This window comes from Rhizobium anhuiense bv. trifolii, from assembly GCF_024346605.1.
GTDB lineage: Bacteria > Pseudomonadota > Alphaproteobacteria > Rhizobiales > Rhizobiaceae > Rhizobium > Rhizobium anhuiense.
In genome coordinates this window covers 323,415-340,199 of sequence record NZ_CP098802.1, presented here as the reverse complement: position 1 = coordinate 340,199, position 16,785 = coordinate 323,415, and the positions used below count along the sequence as shown (strand labels likewise).

Here is a 16,785-nt window from a genome sequence, read left to right as displayed (position 1 = left end):
TGCAGGCGCACACGCTGATGGGACAGATGGGACCGCTCGTCGTCAATTTGCGACAGATACGATCCGCCTCCGCTAGTTTGCTTTGGCGCCTTGATAAGTTCCGGCCTTTCTAATAAGCACTCCGAAAGATTGGTAAAATTGATTGTTTGGATCACAATCATCTACATCATGGATCGAATATGCGTTTTAAGGGCTTGGATCTAAACCTTCTCGTGGCGCTCGATGCTTTGATGACCGAGCGGAAGCTCACCGCGGCAGCGCGCAGCATCAATCTCAGTCAACCAGCCATGAGCGCAGCCATCGGCAGGTTGCGCGCCTACTTCAATGACGAGCTGTTTGTGATGCAGCAGCGCAGACTTGTCCCGACACCGCGAGCCGAGGCGCTCGCCCCTGCAGTTCGCGAAGCTCTACTGCAGATTCAGCTCTCTGTCATTGCGTGGGATCCATTGGTCCCGGCGGAATCTGACCGGCGCTTCAGAATCGTTCTGTCCGATTTCATGACGCTGGTATTCTTCGAAAAGGTCATAAAGCGCGTAGCGCGAGAGGCACCCGGCGTCAGTTTTGAATTACTCCACATGATTGATTATCCGGACGAACGTCTCCACGGCGGAGATGTGGATTTTTTGATCCTTCCAAAACAGTTCATGTCAGCCCCTCATCCCAGTGCGAAGCTGTTTGGGGAGAAACTCGTATGTGTCGGCTGCCCTAATAATCAACAGCTGCGCGGGAAGCTTTCCCTCGAGCGATTCATGTCGCTGGGACACGTCGCGACCATGTTTGGGCGTACTTTGAAGCCATCCGTTGAACAATGGCTGTTGCTAGAGCACGGTTTTAAGCGGCGTATCGAAATCGTGGTCCAGGGCTTTAACGCGATCCCGATGTTACTACAGGGGACGAATCGGATATCAACCCTTCCCTTGCGGCTTGTCAGACATTTCGAACCGACGATTCCCCTTCAGATCGTAGATCATCCACTGCCCCCTCTTTCGTTCACAGAAGCTATACAGTGGCCCTTGCTTCACAATTCCGATCCCGGCAACATCTGGATGCGTAACATAATTTTGGAGGAGGCTTCGCGCATGGAGGCATCCGCTGAAGGATGCTCTCAAGCGGCCAGAGCGGCCTAATTCTGGTCGAGCTGCATTAGCTCGAAGGATGTCGCTTCAGGTGGTGGCAACTCGCCCACTTCCTGCATTGATCAATCGAATCGGTTTTGGTTTCGCGATTGATTATGATGAAGTGGTGAAGCTGCGAAGTGCCATCGCTGAATTTCCACCCGTTACGATCCTGGAGAAGCACCGTGTGTTTTGGGCCGGCAGGCACGCCGCCCGGCTCCATCAGTGTTCGTGCCATGTCTAAATCGCGATTCCGAGCGAACCTCTCCGCGTCCTGGATCTTGCGCTTCACATGCCAGCCACATGACCAAAGGCACGAGTGATGGCGCCATCATGCGACCATTGAAGTAATTGAGAGCGCGTGGCTTATCAAATCATCCATTCTGCGGATGCTTTCGATCCAATCAATCAATTTTACCAATCTTTCAGCATGCCCCATAGCACAGGGCCAGACGTAGGGTGGGTCCCTCCGTGAGAGCATCGAGCGTGCTCAAGGGTTGCTAGGCCGGGATAATCAGCCGCGCCAGTATTGAAATGATTGAAAGGACTAAGATGGCCGATCAGCTCACAGTAGAAATTATTGCCGCAATCAAAAATCTCGCCCAATCTGAAAACGGTGGGAGGATTCCTGTAGCAATCGGAGAAATCACCGCTGATAGCGAATTGACTTCCCTTGGCATCGATTCCCTGGCTTTGGCCGATGTGCTCTGGGACCTGGAGCAGGCCTACGGCATCAGGATCGAGATGAACACGACCGATGCCTGGTCTAATCTGAAAAATATCGGCGATGTCGTCGAAGCCGTTCGCGGCCTAATCGCGAAGGAGGCATGATGGACAGGCGCGTCGTAATCACGGGAATTGGCGGACTATGCGGATTAGGAACAAACGCTTCATCTATTTGGAAAGAAATGCGGGAAGGCCGCTCTGCAATCAGCCCGATCATCACGACTGATCTCTATGATATGGAAGGCACGGTCGGTGCCGAGATCAAGGCGATACCAGCACACGCCATCCCGCGCAAACAGCTTGTCTCCATGGACCGCTTCAGCCTTCTCGCGGTGATTGCTGCAACCGAAGCCATGAGGCAGGCCGGACTTTCCTGCGATGAACAAAATGCCCACCGCTTCGGCGCCGCGATGGGTGTCGGCGGGCCTGGCTGGGGAACGATCGAAGAAACTTACCGCAGCATCCTTCTGGACGGAGTGACCCGGGCGCGCATTTTCACCGCACCAAAGGGAATGCCAAGCGCGGCTGCCGGCCAGGTCAGCATTTTCTTGGGTCTACGCGGGCCCGTCTTCGGCGTCACCTCTGCCTGCGCTGCGGGAAATCACGCCATCGCTTCCGCGGTAGATCAGATCAGGCTGGGCCGTGCAGACGTCATGCTTGCCGGGGGAAGCGATGCGCCGCTCACATGGGGCGTCCTGAAATCATGGGAAGCACTGCGCGTGCTTGCCCCTGATACCTGTCGCCCGTTCTCCGCCGATAGGAAAGGCGTTGTCCTTGGCGAGGGTGCCGGAATGGCTGTCCTGGAAAGTTACGAGCACGCTGCTGCCCGCGGTGCGACTATGCTTGCCGAGGTTGCTGGAATCGGCCTTTCCGGCGATGCCTACGACATTGTCATGCCCTCCATCGAGGGACCGGAGGCCGCAATGCGCAGCTGCCTCGCCGATGCCGAGCTAAACCCGGACGATGTAGACTACCTGAACGCACACGGCACCGGCACCGTTGCGAATGACGAGATGGAGACGGCAGCGATCAAGCGCGTCTTCGGAGACCACGCTTTTCAGATGTCCGTCTCCTCCACCAAGTCCATGCACGCCCATTGCCTGGGTGCCGCCAGTGCACTTGAAATGATTGCCTGTATAATGGCGATCCAAGAAGGTGTCATACCGCCCACCGCCAACTATCGTGAGCCTGACCCGCAGTGCGATCTCGATGTCACGCCCAATGTTCCGCGTGAGCGCAAGGTGCGCGTAGCGATGAGCAATGCGTTCGCTATGGGAGGCACCAACGCCGTCCTGGCATTCAGACAGGTGTGAAGGGGCGGACGATGTGGCCGTGAATGGTTCCAGCCGCAACCGCGAGGGCCGCTGGAGAGAAGCTAACTGGGGTGCTGTTACTAATGCAGGTCAAATCGCACCAATGGTTAGCCCACAACGGCTCGCCGGGGATTGCTCACAAGGCGGGGCGAGGAAAATATGGTTGCGTTCCGGAGTTATGATCATCCAAAAACCGGCTGGAAAGAGCGCCCGCTCCGGGTCTCGGAGCGGCTCTTCAACTACACCTGCTGTCGATTCCGCTTGCCGGCCGGGCTGGTCACTGCCACTTTCGATCCACTGCTGTCGGACGACCCTCTGGACCACGCAAACGCCGCGTTGTCGACCGATTCCTGCCGGTTCTTCTCTTCTGCGCCATGCGATGTTGAGCGTCGAGAAGAGGAGCTTATCTGAACCTCGTTCAAGCCGGGCGTCAGAGGACTAACAACTTCATCGATGAACGCGATCTGAGAACAGACAATGACACGCACTCAAAAAGAAAAGATGCTGGCGGGCGAGATGTACAACCCGGCGGACGAGGAGATTCAGACGGACCTGTTGGCCACGGGAGCTTGGCTGAAGAGATATAATGATACTCTGGGAAGTACGGCCGAGCATTGGAACGCACTTCTTCTGGAGCGACTAGGAGAGGTCGGAACTGGAGCCGTCATTCGTCCGCCATTTCATTGCGACTACGGCTTTAACATCAGGCTTGGTGCCTACGTTTACATCAATTTCAACTGCGTGATCCTTGACGTAGCAGAAGTGACGATCGGTGCTGGGACGGCAGTCGGGCCGGCTGTGCAGATTTACACCGCCGACCATCCGCATGATCCCGAGCAGCGGCAGGCTGGTCTGCAGCTAGGTCGGCCTGTCCGAATTGGTAAAGATGTCTGGATTGGTGGTGGAGCAATTATTCTCCCAGGGGTGACGATCGGCGACAATGCCGTCATCGGCGCCGGAAGCGTAGTCACCCGCGATATACCCGCGGGGGAAAAGGCCATGGGAAATCCGGCTCGGTTGAAGCGCTGAGGCAAGCCGCTGAGAACGCCATAGTCAAGGCGGTGCTTGTGAACCAAAACTCCCACTTGCCACCAAGCCGATGCGGCGTGGTTGATGCTTAAATCTTGGATATCAGACCGGCCAACGGCAACCACGACGGCTTTCTGACGGATGCACATATGTGGGCTTTGCACGTCTCGTCGAACCAGTGGAAACTGAACTCAGCTGAGAAGGCGAGGTGTTTCGCGATCAATTCAATGAAGGGTTGATGCGACATCTCCACCTGCATTGAGCGGATCTCGGTACAATGGGGCAAGCTGCATCCATAATTTGGATGTGCGCAATCACAACAATCGATTTTAAACATCTTACCGGATGCGATTAGAAGGTTCCGCAAATGGGTCGCGGTACAAAACCTCGTGGCACCTGCGTCCTTGGCACACTACAACGGAGACAGATAAATGTGTGGGATTGTCGGGATCGTAGGGCGGCACTCGGTGTCGCAGCGACTGCTCGAAGCGCTAAAGCGCTTGGAATATCGCGGATATGACTCCGCTGGAATTGCGACGATCTCCGGAGGCAGGTTGGAGCGCTGCCGCGCGCAGGGTAAGCTCGTCAATCTTGAAATGAGGCTGGAGCAACAGCCACTGAACGGAATGATCGGCATTGGCCACACCCGCTGGGCTACTCATGGGGCTCCGACTGAACGCAACGCTCATCCACATATCGTCGACGGTATTGCCGTCGTTCATAACGGTATCATCGAAAATTTCGCGGAGCTGAAGGCCGAACTGGAAGCGACTGGTGCGGATTTCGAGACGAGCACCGATAGCGAGGTCGTCGCGCATCTCCTCGCAAAATCCCGTCGCGGCGGTATGAGCGGCCGAGAGGCCATGCACGCGATGCTAAAGCGGCTGAAGGGAGCCTTCAGCCTTGCAATTCTTTTCCAGGATGAGCCAGCCACCATTATGGCGGCGCGCAATGGACCTCCGCTGGTGATTGGTCATGGCGACGGGGAAATGTTTCTGGGCTCGGACCCTATCACGCTTGCTCCCTTAACCAACGAAGTTACCTACCTGGTTGACGGCGACTGGGCCGTGATCGAGAAAACAGACTTCAGGATCTTCGATAGTGAGGGCAATGTCGTCGCACGGCCTCGACATACCTCGATGGCCTCTGTCGACCGAGTGACCAAAGGCGACTATGACCACTTCATGCAGAAGGAGATCTACGAACAGCCCGAGGTCATAGCCGGTGCTCTCGCCCGCTACATCGATATAGCCAGCAATCGGGCAGTTCAAGTATCAACGGAACTGAATTTTGCAAACGTCAGTAGCCTCGTGATCTCCGCATGCGGCACTGCCTATTTGGCAGGCCTGATCGGCAAGTACTGGTTCGAACGCTACGCACGCCTTTCAGTGGAAATCGATGTCGCTTCAGAGTTCCGCTATCGCGATATCCCCCTGTCGCCACATGCGGCGGCGCTTTTCATCTCGCAGTCCGGCGAAACCGCCGACACGCTAGCATCAATGCGATATTGCAAGGCACAAGGGCTGAAGGTCGGCGCCGTCGTCAATACAAGCGAATCGACCATTGCCCGAGAAGCCGATGTCATCTTCCCGATCCTCGCAGGTCCTGAAATCGGGGTCGCCTCGACCAAGGCGTTCACTTGCCAGCTCGCAGTTCTCGCTGCTCTCGCCATCGGTGCAGGCAAGGCGCGAGGTACTTTAACCGAGGACGAGGAGCGACAACTGGTCATGAGCTTGATTGAAATGCCGCGCATCATGAGGCGGGTGCTGCGGAACATTCGGCCAAAGATCGAACTCCTGTCGAAGGAACTTTCGGGATACTCTCATGCGCTCTTTCTTGGCCGCGGCACCAGTTTCCCTTTGGCGATGGAAGGCGCGCTAAAGCTCAAGGAAATTTCCTATATCCACGCTGAAGGCTATGCCGCCGGTGAACTGAAACACGGCCCGATCGCGCTCGTCGATAAAAACATGCCCGTCATCATTATCGCGCCACATGATCGATTCTTCGACAAGACCGTCTCCAACATGCAGGAGGTGGCCGCGCGCGGCGGCCGCGTCATTCTTCTCACCGATGAGAGCGGAGCTGCGCGTTCGAAACTCGATACCATTCACACGATCGTGCTGCCGGATGTCGAGGAAATAATCGCGCCCATCATCTTCTCTCTACCTCTACAGCTGCTTGCCTACTACGTGGCGGTCACCAAAGGAACCGATGTCGACCAGCCGCGCAATCTCGCAAAATCGGTCACTGTCGAATAATTGCATAGCTCCCGGAGCTAGCACGATTTCGGACAAATACCGAAACCCTCTCATTGGAATTTAGAATAAGTGAGGTCGTATGAATGAAATTTCGCTCGTGGATGTCTTTGGGCGAGTTGGCCAGGAAGTTGGAAGATCCGAATGGATCATGATCGATCAATCAACAGTCGATCTATTCGCGGATGCAACGCATGACCATCAGTTCATTCATGTGAATCCGGAACGCGCTGCGGTGGAAAGCCCATTTGGCGGCACGATCGCTCATGGTTTCCTGACTCTTTCACTTTTGTCGGTGATGAATTTCAGCGGGATGCCAAAAATTCGCGAGCAGACAATGGGCCTCAACTACGGCTTCGACAACGTGCGCTTCATGTCGCCCGTTAAGACTGGGAGTCGCGTACGCGGCCGCTTCGTATTGTCCGACTGCCGTTTTCGGGGCTCAAGCATGCTGGTGACGACCTACGAGGTGACGGTCGAGATCGAAAACGAGAACCGGCCCGCACTCACTGCCAGTTGGATCACGATTGTTCAGTTTGATCCAAAAGATCGGCCAAAGACGTCTCATAGTTGATCCTAGTTATAGGTATTACCCATCGATGTTGTTAACCAACGAAGGCAAACGATCTGACGGGGGATGCCAATGCCGCTCGGGTTTGCATCCGCAGGCGGCACCGGGGCGAAATCAGTCGCCAAGGCGCAAACGGCTCTTTACCTCGACGACAGGCTGTCTGAGCCTTGAGAAGCGGCAATTACACCGTCTTGGCTGCAGACAACTAACCCGTCCACCACCACACCTGACTTCTGTTCTCAATACACCGCCGAAAGGTTGCGCGGCATCTGCCGGCTAATGGACATTCATGGGACCATCCAATGAACACTCATCCGGCCACCGGAACAACTTCGACCTTTTAAGGCTCTTTGCCGCCTGCCAAGTGATGTTCAGCCACGCGTGGAATTGGCTTCACCTGGGCGATTCTTTGAACGGCACAACGGCCTTCAATCTGTTGTTTTCGACGCCGGGTGTTGCGATCTTCTTTGTAATCAGCGGCTTTCTAGTAACAGATTCTTACATCCGCTCATCGTCGGCGGCCTCTTTTTTCGTCAAGCGGTCGCTCCGAATCTTTCCTGCACTGTTCGTCAACATCGCCGTGATGGAACTTGCCCTGTTTGTGACGGGGGGATTAAATGTCACTGGCATCTTGCAGTATCTGTCTTACTTCACGGTCTACATCCTGACCGCTGCACGAATCTGGGCCGTCTACTTCACCTACGAGCCCTACACGATGAGCGGCTTTTACGGCGTCTCGGACCCAAGTGGAGTGCTGTGGACGCTGACGGTGGAGCTGACATTCTACCTCACCCTGCCAACGCTGTTGGAAATTTGGCGGCGGTGGAAACGAGCAGGGGCGCTAGTCGTTGCCGTCGCTGCTCTCGGGTCTTGGGTCATGGCGCAGCACTTCAACATAACTGATAGGTACAATCCGTTCCTGTCGGTGACAGTGGGCCCGACTTTCTGGATTTTTTCGATGGGAGTTCTTGCTCGGCTTTACTGGCATCGCGTAAGCAGGATCTTTGAGGGGAAGCTCTTGTGGTGGCTGGCAATTCATCTCACGATAACGTGGTGGGTAGCAGGGACGTCCGCTGCATTCATCTCTATCAACAATGCGGCGCCTGTCGATGCATTCCGAATCGCTATTCTTGCCGGTCTAGTCCTGTCGGCAGCGTACTCATTTCCGCGCCCTAACCTTTTGCGCGGGCAGGATCTCTCTTACGGGATCTACCTCTACCATATGCTACTCATGCACACGCTGATCGGCATCGGATGGGTCGGCCACTGGTGGCTTTGGATCGTCGAGCCGGTCGGGACCGTGGCATTAGCCGCTCTATCATGGGCGCTGATTGAAAAGCCGGCCATGAAGCTTCGCACATCGTTAGTCGCCAAAAGGCTTTCGGTCGCTTAAACGGAAAGCTCCTGTAAAAGATCGAAACGCAATCGAAGCTGCCACATTGGACGCGCCCAGATCGGGAAAATCGTCATTCGTCCATGTGATCGGGTTTTTGACTGTCGTTCGACTGTTCCTTCGTCCCAATTTCCGGGTCGGGCTATTCCCGCTGAGTTGGCCATAAGGAAAGTTGGCCCCTCCGTGAGGGCCAACCAATATCATTCGATGGGTTCATTATTCTGAGCGCCGAGAGCTAAACAACCACCGCGGAACGCCGGCTGAACGGTCGCGGCACGTCCGTCGCAGTTTTTCCTGGCGCTGGCCGGCCGCGGGATCTTTATCACGGCGGATCCGAGCATATATTCGCGATCAAAATCTTGGTATACCAACATACCGTATTATGATATACGAAACTTCGGCCGCGTTGCGGCTGCAGCCGTTTGGAGGCAAGAGGCGGCTTGCAAAACTCGTAGAGTAAATAAAAGGGGAGCTAAAGCTATGGAAATTGAGCAGCGTACGATCGACTTTATACCTGAGGCAGAACGATACGGAAAAGAACGTGATCTATTTCCGGTCTGGTTTGGGGCAAATGTCAACTTGACCTCGCTTGTAACAGGAGCGCTGCTGGTCAGCATGGGCTTGAACCTGTTCTGGGCCGTCTTTTCGATTGTTGTCGGCGTTTCCATCGGTACAATCCTTGTAGCATCCCATTCCGTGCAGGGTCCGCGGCTTGGCATCCCTCAGATGATCCAATCTCGGGCGCAGTTCGGCGTGTTGGGCGCGATCTTCCCAATGCTTTTCGTCATGTTTATCTATTTCGGCTTCAGCGTCAGCAACACCCTGCTTGCCGCACAGACGGTGTCAGGCGTCGTAGCGGTTCCACGCTCAGTCTCGATCGTGGTCTTCACTCTGCTGAGCTTCGTCATCGCGCTTTACGGCTATAAGCTGATCCATGACACGCAGCGCTGGCTCACCTGGATCGCTTGCGCGATCTACGCTGTTGTCTTCGTGATTGTGCTGAGCAATCCGCCCAGCCTCGACTATTGGCTGCCAATAGCCACAAAGCCAGCGCTTGTCTTTGCCGGTATCGGCGTAACCTGCACCTTTGCCCTGTCGTTTGCGCCATATGTCGCAGACTACTCCCGCTATCTGCCGAGCAATGTTTCTTCGAAGAAGGTGTTCTGGTACACCTTCGCGGGCATCGCTGTTGCACTCTTCGCGATGATGCTCCTCGGTGCGCTGCTGGCGATACAGATCCCCACCTTCAGTGACAACTCCGGTGGTAGTCTTGCTATGCTGTTCGGTAGTTTTTCGCCGATCTTGTATGTGCTGATCGTCTACGCGCTTCTGTGCATCAACGTGTTCAATTTCTACGGCGCGTTCATGGCAGTAGTGACGACCATACAACCCTTTGGAAATATGCGTTTTGGGTCAACGCAGCGGGCGGTTGTGATGATCGCGATTGCGATCGCCAATGCTGTCCTGTCTTATTTTGGCGACGGCGACTTCTCGACCATGTTCTTGAATTTCATCTTTCTGATGAGCTATGCACTCATCCCCTGGACCGCAATCAACCTCGTTGATTATTACGTCTTGCGGCGTGGACAATACAGCGTAGCGGACATTTTCGATCCCGACGGCATCTACGGCCGATATAATCCTATCGCGATCGGCGCGTTCGTGTTTGCTGTTCTGGCCGAAATCCCCTTCATTTCGATGTACTACTATACGGGGCCTGTGGCTGCCTATCTAGGTAACATCGACTTGGCATGGATCGTTGGCGTGCCTGTCGGAGCTTGCCTCTACTACTTCCCGATGCGAGCACGTTTGAGCCAGACGGGTCCTGTGAAGACTGCCACGAGATAGTCAACCTGAGGAGCCGCAGCGATGCGGCTTCATTCCGCAAAGGAACATTCCGTGCATCACCTCCAAACCCTGCCCATGATCGACAGGCCTGCGCTTCTAGTGGTCGATATGCAGAACGACTTCGTACGCGCTGGGGCACCGTTCGAGGTTCCGGCGGCGCGGGAAACCATTCCGTCGCAACAGCGCCTAATCGGAGCCTTCAGAGAACACGATCTGCTAATTGTATTCCTTCAATGGGTCGGAATAGAAAACGATCCGTACCTGCGCATGCAGGATAAGTTCACATGGGCGCGTCGGCTAACTGATGATATCAAGGGATGTCGTCCTGGACATCTGCGCTATTATGCTGACATAGAGGCCCATAGGGATTGTTGTGCCATCATTGATGAGCTCGCTCCCACCGCAGATGAGATTCAACTCCCCAAACGTGGCTACGGTGCTTTCTTGGGAACCGCACTGGATTCCATCCTGCGGGACCGGAATATCGATGGCGTTATCATAACCGGCGTCATGTCCGAATGCTGTGTCGAAGATACCGCGCGACAAGCCTATCAGCTTCATTATCCAGCGGTGGTGATCAATGACGCGGTGGCCACCTACGACTCGCGGGCCACAGCCACAATGCTGGATGTCGTGGATAAGAATTTCGGATGGGTTGCCGACACGATAACGGTGATCGATTGGCTAAAGGCCGCTCGGGGCCAACGTGCTTCCCAATTTATTGACAGGTCGACCAACAGCACGTTGCCTACCTAGGCCGCCACGCGAGTAGGTTTTGAGGACACGCGGCGGCCCGCTGCAGTGGGGACATGGCGATGGCAACTGAGGCGTCCAGCTATCGGGTCGTTCCAACTTCGTCAACATCTTCAAAATGTGTGCCTACACACACCCTTTCCCTCGGATCTGCATGGCTTTTGACTTCTCACGCACAGGCAAGGGACCAACAAGGCATTGCTTGAAGCTTCGGCGCCCAGGGAACGAGTGCCCCTCGCCGTCGCCGCCAACACGCGCCTGTCACGCGACTGCGCCCAGCGAAAGCTTTGTAAAAAGCAGCACGAATTTGATAATAAAAGCCCCCCGAAACCGGGATTTAGCGCTTCAACCCTGCGGAAATCGGGCGATGTAGCTAAACAACATCTCAGCAACGCAGCTCGCCACGAAGAGGCATGGCTACGATGTTGGTGCAATAACCGAGCACATGGCTATCCTTCTAATTGCTCGACCTTGGGAGATTTCGACTTGTTCCTGTGAACGTCATATCTTTTTTCAGGCGCTCTATCGCAATCGCTGTATGTCCATTGCTAGGTACCGTTACCGCCGTCGAAGCTGTGTGTCCGCCCGAAAGGAGTGCTCTCCTTGAGGCTCGTATGTCTCGAATGCCGATTGGCGCGTAGCGCCTCAATGGAAGGCGCGGGCCACACAAACTAGTTCCGGACAATGCGCGGCTCTTTGCTCCCTCTTTTAGATTTGCACCTATGATCTCGCCTTGTGAAAGAGTTCCTTTTTTCTGCGCGCCATCGCGGAAGTATCTCCTGTTTGAGAGAGTACCGATCCGCCCAGTCGTGCCCGGGAAACATCGAGCTTTGATGCGGATGGAACAGGAGGTCACTCAAGAGGCTCGTGTTCGTCTTGGACGCGCATCTTCCGTTTGGCGCGGCGCATTGTGTAAGCGAGGACATCCATACGACACAGTATACAAAATTGTCACGACATCCCGCGGCGTCAGCCACATGGTTTCTTTTTGGTCTCTTATTTTTCGGCGTCTAAATAGATGAAATACCAGCGCGTTCGACTTCGCCCGCCATTTTTGGGCGACTTGGCACGACGATTGAAAATTCTTCTCACGCAAGGACGACAACTCGTGTCGCTGGAGCATCAATTCAGAAAAAGCTCAACCGGCTGAAGGAGGTACCATGGCAACGCTCAATGAGACCTGTTTACACGAAATGCATCCGTGTCGCACCGACGATCCCAACGTTTCCGAAACGGCTCTCAAGAGCAACGCTCTATCCGGCGTTGCCGGAGCAGAACTCACTGCATCGGAGAACACGATGGTGGTTTCATTCGTAAGCCGCGACGGGTCTAGGTGGTTCCCCGAATATTTGAGCCGGATAGACGCAAGCTGCATTGGCTGCGGCCGCTGTTTCAAAGTCTGCTCGCGTGACGTCATGCACCTTGGCGGCATCACCGACTCAGGCGATATTGTAGACGCCGGGGATGGAGCAGACGATGAGGTCGAGCGATTGCTGATGATTGTCGATCATCCGGGCCGTTGTATCGGCTGCGGCGCATGCGCCCGCGTCTGCCCCAAGAACTGTCAGAGCCATATCACGTCATCCGACTGAAGAACCTAACCAGCTTGTGTTTTGGCACCCGTTCGCTCGCTTTTTCGAAAGCGCTTAGCTGGCAGTGAGGGGTTGCAAACGGAGAATACACAGCGCGAAGCTATTCCATTCCAGATCAGGTTTAGGAACTTCAATCTGTTCACATCTTCCGGCAGGGTGTCAACGGCTAACGGAGATTCACACCCAGCCGTTATTCGCGTCAATGGAGAGCCTGACATTTTTTACTCCACCTGTAACACAGCAGACGGTTGGCTTCCCGGCTGATTGCCCGCGCGTGCGACCAGCCCCGGGGCTGGTGACGGAATCGGAGCGGGCTGCCCGTGACTGGACGCTTCAGCGCTCAAACCGCTGCAGCATCCTCTTTAATTGTGTATTCTGTATCTGAAGCTTGCGCGCCAGCTGATCCCGGAGAAGCCGGATCTCTTCATCGAGATTGATTGCATCGTCAGAAGCGGCGGCGCCTCGAGACGGTGCAAGAACAACCGCGATCTCTTCCACTTTCGTGCGCCGCATGCTGCGCTTTCGCGTTTGACCCCCGCCAACTCGAGAGATCTTCGGTGCGGCACGCGCGGCTGTATTGGCCACATCGGGCAAAGCCGGATCAGCCGCTTCCGCCGACTTTGCGTCTTCGATATCTGCGCGATCGTCAACAGCGCTGCCCGCTTTGTCGGCATGATCCGGGTCGACTGACGCCGCCGCGGAACGACTGTCAAGGAGTGGCCTTTCGTCCGCTGGACGGTCTGTGGCGCCAAGCTCGTTTTTGGCTGCCGTTTCAGTCGGCTTAGCGATGGCCATGACGTCAGGCTTCACGTCATCGGTCGAGCCGTATTCTTGCCTCTGCTGCCGTTTCGGGGACACCAGCCTGGCAAGAAGTTTCCATGGAGACGCCATTGTAGTCGACCTCGGATTCTACTGCGCATGCAAACAGGGAGCGAAACGTTCGAGGCAGAACGAACCGCCGCCAAATTCCACTTCAATAAGCATGAGAATGCGGCCAGCGCTTGACCGCCTGCTGCCGATCAACCGAGGTTGAGTCGCTTTCGCAGATCGGCATTTTCAGCGCGGAGCTTTTCCGCCAGCAGCTTTCGCAGTCTCTGGTTTTCCTCTTCGAGTTGCAGAAGATCCGCGATCTCATCAACTGCAGCCACCGACGATGCAGCCGCTGCCTGCACCGCCCTCGGAGCACGATTGACAGGCGCACGTCTGGCGCTTGTCGCACCTTCGTCAGACTTTGCTTTACGTCCTCTCTTCTGCTTTCCGGGGTTAGCAATCGAAGCCGCAGCCGGTTCCAGAGAAACGGCTGCCGAGGCCGTTTCAGGCACAGCCTTCTTGGCGCGAGGTTTGCGGATTTTTTTCGGCACATCGAGCGCCGCGGCGGCCGGCGTGTCAGCATTGATCATCGTAGCGTTTTCGTCGGCCATTGTGGTCTCCTGTAAAGCCGATGCATTTGTCTCCTGCTCGATCGGCACTGTCAATAACGGCCGAGCCCGTTCTTCTTCGGATACAAGCATTTCGGTGCTTCGTGCCTGAGGAGATAATGACATAAACGGCATTGCCTCGTCCTGCAGATCTTGAGCAACGGATTTGAGATCCATGTCTCCCCAGATCGAGCTCGGCTTGGAATTGAGTATTCGCCGACCTGATTTGTACTCGACGGCAAAGCTGCGTTGCACTTTTTTCACTATGAGAAGCCTTATATCTGCGATGATGTGTCGGCGTGTTTTAGCCAATGCTGCTTGCGTCTGCAAATACCGACTCCCGCGTCGCCGGTCTAGGCTGTGGTGACAAATTAACTATTTGAGCCAAAGCATGATGCTTGCCAGCTTGATGAAGCCGAGGAAATTGGCTGCGAGTTTGTCATAGCGTGTGGCGAGGCGTCGCCATTGTTTGAGCTTGGCGAAGAAACTCTCGATGCCCCAGCGCTGCTTGTAGGCGATGCGGTTGTAGGCATGCTGATGCTTGCGATGACGTCGCGGCGGAATGACCGGTTCCCCGCCCTGATCAAGGATGATGTCATGCAGACTATCGGCATCATAGGCGCGATCGGCGAGCACCTGTTTGGCTGGCAGTCCACGAACGAGGTCGCAAGCCGGAGCCATGTCGTTCTGCTGTCCCGGGCCGAGATGGAAACGAACCGGCAGCCCGAGGGCATCCACTACAGCATGGATTTTGCTGCCAAATCCGCCACGGGAGCGGCCGAGAGCCTGGGCTTGCGGTCCCCCCTTTTGAGGCGTCCGCCAGCTGCTTGCGCCTGCGCTCGAATCACGGTGGCATCGATGGACAGCCATTCCATATCCGGATCGGCAGCCACCGCTTCGAATATCCGGTCGAATACGCCTTGATCGATCCAGCGGTAGTACCGCCGTTTGACTGTCTGATAAGGGCCGAAGCGGTCTTCAGGCAGGTCGCGCCAACGCGCACCGGAGCGGGCCAGCCACAAGATCGCATTGAAGAACCGCCGCCCGTCGCTGCGTGGACCCCGCCTGCCTTTGCGACCGCCAGGCACAAACGGCTTCAGCCGCTCCCACTGATCATCCCGGAGAACTTCACCTTCCATCGCTGACCTCCAAAAGTCAGCGTTGAATCTGATTTGCTCCTCAAACGGAATCCCAAATCATTAATTTGTCACCTCAGCCTAGACCCCTTGGCGACGCTCACCCCAACGCTACTCATCACCGAGACGCTGGACCTTGAGATTCAACAGAACGTCATTCACCGAGTGTAGAAGGGCTGCTCGATTGGGGAGGTGGTGAAGGGCAATCCGCGATAGTATGACCTCGATCGGTCTGGGGGTGTGGAATGACCTTGTCCCAGAGTCTTCCAATTAGGAATTTGCTTCGATGGTTGAGGTGCCTCCATTACATCAATATCCCGGCGATCGTGGATACCTCCTTCGACCGTTCCGTGTCGCCCAGCCCATGAACTTCCATTTCATCGCGCTAGTAGATCGGGGGCGGAGACACGACATGTCGGCGACCCTACGCGCCGCCCCGCCTTTGGTGACAATGAAACTTGAATAATTCAACGGTTCCCGGCGAAATTCGATTGGCACGAAAGGTGCTCGCAGAACCCTGTTGCCAACCCTTGAACAGCAAGGCGAGAGGGCGCCACAAACCAGGAGGAATCCGACATGACGAACGTCAACGAAACCAGACTCAATGAACTTGTAGGCTGCGTCCTTGGCGACATTGGCGGAGCGGTCAGCGTGCCGCTGGTACGGATCGGAGATGCTCTAGGGCTATACAGGAAACTTAAGGAGATTGGGCCGGTGAAGGCCGACGAACTTGCCGATGCCTCGGGATGCGCACCTCGCTATGTGCGCGAGTGGCTGGCGGCACAGGCCGCCTCAGGCTATGTGCACCATGAGCAAGGATTGTTCTCGCTCACACCCGAGCAGGCTCTCGTGTTTGCTGAACCTAACAGTCCGGTCAATCTGATCGGAGGATTCGATACGGCTGCCGCTATGGTCGAAAACCAGCCGAAGGTGCAGTCCGCCTTCAAAACCGGTCGAGGCGTCGCTTGGGGGGATCAGGCTGGCTGCATGTTCTGCGCCGTCGCGCGACTATTCCGCCCAGGATATGTCAATGCCCTCGTGCAGGACTGGCTGCCAGCGCTCGATGGCGTCGTCGACAAGTTGAAGGCGGGCGCGACTGTGGCCGACGTCGGCTGCGGACATGGGCTGTCGACGATCCTGATGGCACACGCTTTCCCGAATTCTCGGTTCATCGGTTACGACTTCCATGCGGATTCGATTGCGGCCGCGACCGCCCACGCACGGGCAGATGGCCTGACGAACGTGTGCTTCGAGATCGGCCGGGCGCAGGACTTCGACGGCCGAGATTTCGATTTGATCACCTGCTTCGACTGCCTGCACGACATGGGCGACCCAAAAGCCGCTGCGGCTCATATTCGGAAAGCATTGAATGAGGGCGGCACATGGATGGTCGTCGAACCAATGGCCGCAGACACACTGGAGGAGAATATCAATCCGGTTGGACGGCTCTACTACTCCGCCTCGACGATGATCTGCGTTCCCACCTCGCTGGCGCAGGAGACGGGATTAGCACTTGGCGCTCAGGCGGGAGAGAAACGATTGACAGAGGTGATCCAGTCAGGCGGGTTCAAGCACGTCCGGCTGACGGCCAAGACCCCGCTCAACATGGTTCTCGAAGCAACCTGATGAGAAGTCA

General features: G+C 55.8%; 14 protein-coding genes. 11 read left to right on the top strand and 3 right to left on the bottom strand.

Going from position 1 to position 16,785, the window contains the following annotated elements; genetic code table 11:
* The first annotated feature begins 179 nt into the window (after positions 1–179).
* The 10 genes from NE851_RS08525 (at position 180) to fdxB (ending at position 12,595) form a co-directional block, all read left to right on the top strand.
* Entirely contained in the window at positions 180–1,127 is a 948-nt protein-coding gene (locus NE851_RS08525; protein ID WP_130692192.1) for a LysR family transcriptional regulator, read from the top strand.
* Positions 1,128–1,667: 540 nt separating this feature from the next.
* Positions 1,668–1,946, top strand: coding sequence for a phosphopantetheine-binding protein (locus NE851_RS08520; protein ID WP_033181209.1), 279 nt, complete (start codon positions 1,668–1,670; stop codon positions 1,944–1,946).
* The gene (locus tag NE851_RS08515) at positions 1,946–3,154 is read left to right on the top strand and encodes a beta-ketoacyl-[acyl-carrier-protein] synthase family protein (RefSeq protein WP_130692194.1); all 1,209 of its coding nucleotides are present in this window, start codon (positions 1,946–1,948) and stop codon (positions 3,152–3,154) included. The genes NE851_RS08520 and NE851_RS08515 overlap by 1 nt, the downstream gene beginning before the upstream one ends.
* A gap of 477 nt (positions 3,155–3,631) precedes the next feature.
* A complete protein-coding gene (locus tag NE851_RS08510; RefSeq protein WP_017968972.1) occupies positions 3,632–4,183 on the top strand; it encodes a sugar O-acetyltransferase in 552 nt (183 codons plus the stop codon).
* Between the two features lie 431 nt (positions 4,184–4,614).
* The gene (gene glmS, locus NE851_RS08505) at positions 4,615–6,441 is read left to right on the top strand and encodes a glutamine--fructose-6-phosphate transaminase (isomerizing) (RefSeq protein ID WP_130692196.1); all 1,827 of its coding nucleotides are present in this window, start codon (positions 4,615–4,617) and stop codon (positions 6,439–6,441) included.
* A gap of 79 nt (positions 6,442–6,520) precedes the next feature.
* Complete coding sequence (locus NE851_RS08500; protein WP_017968974.1) at positions 6,521–7,012, top strand: MaoC family dehydratase; 492 nt, start codon at positions 6,521–6,523, stop codon at positions 7,010–7,012.
* A 286-nt stretch (positions 7,013–7,298) separates the two neighbouring features.
* Complete coding sequence (gene nodX, locus NE851_RS08495; protein ID WP_130692198.1) at positions 7,299–8,402, top strand: nodulation protein NodX; 1,104 nt, start codon at positions 7,299–7,301, stop codon at positions 8,400–8,402.
* Positions 8,403–8,882: 480 nt separating this feature from the next.
* Positions 8,883–10,250: a purine-cytosine permease family protein gene (locus NE851_RS08490; RefSeq protein ID WP_254956628.1), complete on the top strand. Its 1,368-nt coding sequence runs from the start codon at positions 8,883–8,885 to the stop codon at positions 10,248–10,250.
* A 21-nt stretch (positions 10,251–10,271) separates the two neighbouring features.
* Entirely contained in the window at positions 10,272–11,006 is a 735-nt protein-coding gene (locus NE851_RS08485) for a cysteine hydrolase family protein (protein ID WP_254956626.1), read from the top strand.
* A 1,295-nt stretch (positions 11,007–12,301) separates the two neighbouring features.
* Positions 12,302–12,595, top strand: coding sequence for a ferredoxin III, nif-specific (fdxB, locus tag NE851_RS08480; RefSeq protein WP_128404923.1), 294 nt, complete (start codon positions 12,302–12,304; stop codon positions 12,593–12,595).
* A 333-nt stretch (positions 12,596–12,928) separates the two neighbouring features.
* Here the strand turns inward: fdxB and NE851_RS08475 are convergent, their stop codons facing one another.
* The 3 genes from NE851_RS08475 to NE851_RS08465 all read right to left on the bottom strand — a co-directional run bounded on the left by NE851_RS08475 (position 12,929) and on the right by NE851_RS08465 (position 15,152).
* Positions 12,929–13,486 (bottom strand): hypothetical protein, encoded by a 558-nt coding sequence (locus tag NE851_RS08475; RefSeq protein ID WP_130824936.1) that lies wholly within the window; start codon positions 13,484–13,486, stop codon positions 12,929–12,931.
* A 128-nt stretch (positions 13,487–13,614) separates the two neighbouring features.
* The gene (locus NE851_RS08470; RefSeq protein WP_130692322.1) at positions 13,615–14,277 is read right to left on the bottom strand and encodes a transcriptional regulator; all 663 of its coding nucleotides are present in this window, start codon (positions 14,275–14,277) and stop codon (positions 13,615–13,617) included.
* 111 nt (positions 14,278–14,388) lie between these two features.
* Positions 14,389–15,152 (bottom strand): IS5 family transposase gene (locus tag NE851_RS08465; protein ID WP_130790495.1). Its coding sequence is split into 2 segments (ribosomal slippage): positions 14,389–14,825 and positions 14,825–15,152, totalling 765 coding nucleotides; the frame shifts between segments, so codons are not numbered across the junction.
* Between the two features lie 573 nt (positions 15,153–15,725).
* Here NE851_RS08465 and NE851_RS08460 point away from each other — a divergent pair.
* Positions 15,726–16,775: a class I SAM-dependent methyltransferase gene (locus NE851_RS08460; RefSeq protein WP_128409190.1), complete on the top strand. Its 1,050-nt coding sequence runs from the start codon at positions 15,726–15,728 to the stop codon at positions 16,773–16,775.
* Positions 16,776–16,785 lie beyond the last annotated feature (10 nt).

Excerpts from the sequence above, each read along its gene's own strand:
- NE851_RS08510 (WP_017968972.1), top strand. The coding sequence starts at position 3,632 with ATGACACGCACTCAAAAAGAAAAGATGCTGGCGGGCGAGATGTACAAC.
- glmS (WP_130692196.1), top strand. The coding sequence starts at position 4,615 with ATGTGTGGGATTGTCGGGATCGTAGGGCGGCACTCGGTGTCGCAGCGA.
- NE851_RS08500 (WP_017968974.1), top strand. The coding sequence starts at position 6,521 with ATGAATGAAATTTCGCTCGTGGATGTCTTTGGGCGAGTTGGCCAGGAA.
- nodX (WP_130692198.1), top strand. The coding sequence starts at position 7,299 with ATGGGACCATCCAATGAACACTCATCCGGCCACCGGAACAACTTCGAC.
- NE851_RS08460 (WP_128409190.1), top strand. The coding sequence starts at position 15,726 with ATGACGAACGTCAACGAAACCAGACTCAATGAACTTGTAGGCTGCGTC.
- NE851_RS08490 (WP_254956628.1), top strand. The coding sequence starts at position 8,883 with ATGGAAATTGAGCAGCGTACGATCGACTTTATACCTGAGGCAGAACGA.
- NE851_RS08485 (WP_254956626.1), top strand. The coding sequence starts at position 10,272 with ATGCGGCTTCATTCCGCAAAGGAACATTCCGTGCATCACCTCCAAACC.
- fdxB (WP_128404923.1), top strand. The coding sequence starts at position 12,302 with ATGGTGGTTTCATTCGTAAGCCGCGACGGGTCTAGGTGGTTCCCCGAA.
- NE851_RS08525 (WP_130692192.1), top strand. The coding sequence starts at position 180 with ATGCGTTTTAAGGGCTTGGATCTAAACCTTCTCGTGGCGCTCGATGCT.
- NE851_RS08515 (WP_130692194.1), top strand. The coding sequence starts at position 1,946 with ATGGACAGGCGCGTCGTAATCACGGGAATTGGCGGACTATGCGGATTA.
- NE851_RS08520 (WP_033181209.1), top strand. The coding sequence starts at position 1,668 with ATGGCCGATCAGCTCACAGTAGAAATTATTGCCGCAATCAAAAATCTC.
- NE851_RS08475 (WP_130824936.1), bottom strand. The coding sequence starts at position 13,486 with ATGGCGTCTCCATGGAAACTTCTTGCCAGGCTGGTGTCCCCGAAACGG.